Source organism: Paenisporosarcina sp. P4_E4_2, assembly GCF_056401595.1.
Map to the genome: position 1 here is coordinate 1 of NZ_JBFUJC010000275.1, position 4,187 is coordinate 4,187.

Annotated in this window: 8 protein-coding genes; 3 read left to right on the plus strand and 5 right to left on the minus strand. The window is 37.1% G+C overall.

Going from position 1 to position 4,187, the window contains the following annotated elements:
- Positions 1-95: 95 nt before the first annotated feature.
- From AC1DSB_RS15265 to AC1DSB_RS15275, 3 genes are all read right to left on the minus strand, one after another.
- Complete coding sequence (locus AC1DSB_RS15265) at positions 96-1,034, minus strand: AAA family ATPase (protein WP_477587029.1); 939 nt, start codon at positions 1,032-1,034, stop codon at positions 96-98.
- Positions 1,035-1,123: 89 nt separating this feature from the next.
- Positions 1,124-1,312 carry an aspartyl-phosphate phosphatase Spo0E family protein gene (locus AC1DSB_RS15270; protein ID WP_016427873.1) on the minus strand — a complete coding sequence of 63 codons (189 nt, stop codon included), beginning with the start codon at positions 1,310-1,312 and terminating at the stop codon, positions 1,124-1,126.
- 95 nt (positions 1,313-1,407) lie between these two features.
- A complete protein-coding gene (locus tag AC1DSB_RS15275) occupies positions 1,408-1,596 on the minus strand; it encodes a hypothetical protein (RefSeq protein WP_477533463.1) in 189 nt (62 codons plus the stop codon).
- Between the two features lie 121 nt (positions 1,597-1,717).
- Here AC1DSB_RS15275 and AC1DSB_RS15280 point away from each other — a divergent pair, with 121 nt between their 5' ends.
- Genes AC1DSB_RS15280 through AC1DSB_RS15290 form a run of 3 tightly spaced genes read left to right on the plus strand, consistent with a single transcriptional unit; the run spans position 1,718 to position 3,320 of the window.
- On the plus strand, positions 1,718-1,936 hold the full coding sequence (locus tag AC1DSB_RS15280; protein WP_016427875.1) for a DUF2187 family protein: 219 nt from the start codon (positions 1,718-1,720) through the stop codon (positions 1,934-1,936).
- Positions 1,937-1,969: 33 nt separating this feature from the next.
- The gene (locus AC1DSB_RS15285; protein ID WP_016427876.1) at positions 1,970-2,584 is read left to right on the plus strand and encodes a CPBP family intramembrane glutamic endopeptidase; all 615 of its coding nucleotides are present in this window, start codon (positions 1,970-1,972) and stop codon (positions 2,582-2,584) included.
- Between the two features lie 49 nt (positions 2,585-2,633).
- Entirely contained in the window at positions 2,634-3,320 is a 687-nt protein-coding gene (locus AC1DSB_RS15290) for a hypothetical protein (RefSeq protein ID WP_016427877.1), read from the plus strand.
- A gap of 34 nt (positions 3,321-3,354) precedes the next feature.
- Here AC1DSB_RS15290 and AC1DSB_RS15295 read toward each other — a convergent pair whose 3' ends face one another.
- Together AC1DSB_RS15295 and AC1DSB_RS15300 are read right to left on the minus strand one after the other, a co-directional pair.
- Entirely contained in the window at positions 3,355-3,801 is a 447-nt protein-coding gene (locus AC1DSB_RS15295) for a MarR family winged helix-turn-helix transcriptional regulator (RefSeq protein ID WP_016427878.1), read from the minus strand.
- A 138-nt stretch (positions 3,802-3,939) separates the two neighbouring features.
- The coding region (locus tag AC1DSB_RS15300; RefSeq protein ID WP_477587030.1) for a methylated-DNA--[protein]-cysteine S-methyltransferase at positions 3,940-4,187 on the minus strand (248 nt) is incomplete at its 5' end.

The following is a 4,187-nucleotide window of genomic DNA, read 5'->3' on the forward strand; positions in this document are numbered from 1 at the left end:
ATATTGTGCAACTATGAATGACATTGTAAAACAAAGGGCAATAATTGTAAGAAACCAATTTGTTTTCATAGCACCATAATATTCCCGTTGCCAAATCATCTTGCCATGGCCTCTACAGGTGTTTGTAYGGATTCAATGATATCATTAAGAATATGAGATGGTTCACGAATCAATAATCCTTCAGCAGATAAAATGAGACGATGTGTAGCGAGTGGTGCAACCATTTTTTTCACATCATCCGGATTTACATACGAACGTCCATTAATGTACGCATGTCCCTGCGCTGCATGCAATAACGCAAGAGAAGCACGTGAACTTAATCCTAACTCCACTTGTACATGTTGCCTTGTCGCCTGAATAATCTGTAAAATATAGGTTTCAATATCTTCATGAACCGTCACTTTCCTGACTTCACTGCGCCATAGTTTAACATCTTCAATGTCTATGAGCGATGAAGTTTTAACTTCCCCTGGGTTATGACTGAACTCTTTCAAAATTCTTCTTTCTTCTTCAAAGCTCGGGTAATTAATTTCAATTCGGAACAAGAAACGATCCAGTTGGGCTGCAGGTAATGAAAAAGTCCCTTGTTGCGATTCCACTGGATTTTGAGTGGCAATTACCATAAATGGTTCAGGAAGAGCAATCGTTTCTCCATCTATTGTTACTTGCTTTTCCTCCATGGCTTCAAGCAAACTCGATTGTGTTCTGGGTGTTGCACGGTTAATTTCATCAGCAAGCAATATGTTGGTGGCTACAGGGCCTGGGCGTAAGACAAATTCCTGAGCTTTCGGATCAAAATAACTGATACCGGTAACGTCAGATGGTAATACGTCAGGAGTAAACTGTAAACGTTTAAAGTTCCCTTTAAATGCATGTGCAAAAGATTTGGCCATCATCGTCTTCCCTGACCCTGGCACACTTTCAAGTAACACGTGCCCTCCCTGAATCAACGCAATCAGCATAAAATCAATTTCTTTTTCACGTCCCACAATTGATTCATTTAAATTCTTTCTCAACAGATTTAATTTGGACATTTTACTTCCCCCTTTAAGTTATATAAGTATACCAAATAAACCCATTATTCCGAAAAAACTTTATAATAAAAAAACTAAGCGAAAATCGCCTAGTTTTTGATTAATTCCTTATCGTTGGACGCTTTATTTGGGAAGTCTTTCAATTGATAGATATTTAACAGACGATCTAACTTTTTACTAAGTCGGATAGTATGAACGTTTCCAAAACCATTTTCAAGCGCTGACTTAATCATTTTCTCTCTCGTAAGTTCCACTTGCTCAAGAATTGATTCCGGCACGTGATACCTCCTTTACCAAACCCATATTATCCATTATTATACACGAAAATCTTCTCGCAAACACAAGTTTATTCCGACAAAATATGACATTCTTGTTAACTTCGTGCATCAAGATCATAAGTATAGATAACAATTCCGCCCTGTTTAGCAGTTCCTCTTATATGTTTAAAGTCTGCTCTTTGAACCAGTACTTCACGAAATGTCAAAAAATCTTCTTTTTCGATTGTAATGGAGGTTAGCTTACCTACTCTTAAATCCTCTAACTGCTGTTCATATGTATTCATGGAAAGTCTCCCTTTAGTTAAAAATTTGAAATGATTTAAATATGTTTTCAGAAAATACTTTACGTCAGAAAAATTATCATGCACACTATTGAATATGACCGCATTAAGGAGCTGAGTATCTGTGGAAATAGCAACTGTTGGATCAATAATTGAATTCAAAGATGGCTTGCAAGGGATTGTTGAAAAAGTTAATGAAAACTCCGTAATTGTGAATCTTTCCATTATGGAAAATTTCGAAGAACTCGAAATTGAAGAAAAAACAGTTATCAATCATAAACGGTATAAAATAGTATACCTTAAAGAGCAAGAGTCTTCACCCATTACTGATGAAGAAGAATGATCACTAAATGCTAAAGTACTGGAGGTGTGCAAGTTGAATATTATGGCTTCTCATCTAAGATGGACTCTCAGTTTAGTTCTCGTCTATTTGCTACTTTTTTTCACTTTTTCATTTGAAGTAATTTTTTGGTATATGTACACATTTACGATGCTGTTATTTATGTCCTTATCATTTGTTCTTGGCAAGATGGAAGATGAAATACAAACATGGGAGTACTTAATTTTCGGAATTGGTTATGGTACACTCACTTATGGACTTATTGCAACTGCATATCGCTTCTTTTCCATATTTACGGATCAAGCAGCAATTTCAGTGGAGCAATTCTTAAGTGACTTTGGACCGACTACTGTTTGGCATTATTTATTGTTGATGTTAATTATTGCCCCAGGAGAAGAATTGTTTTGGCGGGGCTTTATTCAGCAAAAATTAAAAACTTACATGAGCCCTTTCTTCGCTGTGTTGGTGGCCTCCTTACTTTTCGGATTATCCATGGCTTTCAGCGGATTTTGGTTAGGAGTGCTTGCAGCAGTCACATCCGGTTTACTGTGGGGGCTTTTGTATGAATGGAAAAAAAGCATGCCGCTCATCATTATCGCTCATATTACAATGACGATTCTACTGTTTCTGGTTTTGCCTCTCAACTCTTGAAACATATGACAACCACATCACGTCTACTACATAAAGGAGGAAATATAACATGAAAAAATCTTGGCTACTATTTGCATCATTGTCTTTAGCAATTTCCATGCTTTCTGCATGTAACTCCACAGATGAATCTAATGGTTCTGAAAGTGATAAAACTACTGTTGCGGACTCTGAAGAAACAACGGTAGATGAAACAGCTGATGAAGATGAAGCAAAAGAGGAAACAGAAGAACCAGCACCTGTTACTGAAACAAGAGGACCTGAAAAGTCACTGTCATATTCGATCAATGACGAAAAGAAAGAAGAAACCGCAAAGTTGACGGATAGTGATGAACAGAACTATTCGATCTATAAATTAGATGGCTATTCATTAACTGGGGAAGAACCTAATAAAGATTCAATATACTATGACGAAAATTCTGCCGTCTTCATGCGAGTAGAAACGATCTCCAAAGATGAAGCAGACTATGAAATTATTAGAGATACGATGATTGAAAGTATTGCAGCTGTGAGCATTGGCAAAGAACCTGTGAAGATTGACAAACAAGAGAAATTACCTCAAGGCGAAGGGATTTCGAATCAGATTGGATACGAAACTACTTTTGAATTAGGAACTGTTTCAGGGATGGTATTTGAACAAGGCAATCTGATTGTCCGCTTGACAATCTTTGATCAAAACAGTGTGAACTTAACGGATGCATTTTTGAAAATGGGCGAAACAATCGCTGTAAAACAATAAAAAATTCCGGCTCACTTAGTGAGCCGGAATTTTTTTAATATGATAAATCTTTAATTGATAATCCTAATTTTTTCAATAATGTAATCGCTTGCTCTTTCTCATCATTATCCAAAGCACCCATCATTTCATGCAATTGTTTCTCATGCTCTGGGAACAATTGAGCCATGAAAGCCTCTCCTTCAGGAGTGATTTCAGCAAATGTCACCCGGCGATCCGAAGGACATGAAACGCGGTGTATGAAGCCTCTTTTTTCCAGCTTATCAATGACATAGGTAATCGAACCACTGGCAAGCAGTATTTTATTTCCTATTTTCTGCAGCGGTTGTCGCCCCTTGTGGAATAACAATTCCAAAACTGCAAATTCAGTAGGGTTTAGTCCATTTGCTTGAAAAAATTGATTCGTACATTCATGCAATGTTTTATATGCTCTAGAAAGCACGATAAATAATTTTAACGACTGWGTCAGTTCTTCGGATTTCATCTCTATCACCTGTATTCCATTCTCTCTAATTAAAACTAGTATATAGGGAATAGAAGAACTTTGTCAAAATGGTTTGGAATTGATGTGTTTTTGCTCTAATTCGAGCAGATATTGTTTAATCGGTGTAAGTGAACCCGCTTAGCCTTTCAATGATTTGTCTTTTCCTATAACACGATGGCAGGGTACGACTATCGGTAATGGATTTTTTCGATTTGCTTGTCCTACCGCACGACAGGCTTTTGTATTGCCAATTCTATTTGCCAACTCTTGGTAACTGATTGTTTCTCCATAGGAAATACCAGGCAATTGACGCCACACACTCTGTTGAAATAAAGTTCCTCTTGCAGACAGTGGCAAATCAAATTGTATTCTCTCTCCCTGAAAAT

Coding starts and splice junctions, on each gene's coding strand:
- AC1DSB_RS15275 (WP_477533463.1), bottom strand. CDS start 1,596: ATGAATACATATGAACAGCAGTTAGAGGATTTAAGAGTAGGTAAGCTA.
- AC1DSB_RS15290 (WP_016427877.1), top strand. CDS start 2,634: ATGAAAAAATCTTGGCTACTATTTGCATCATTGTCTTTAGCAATTTCC.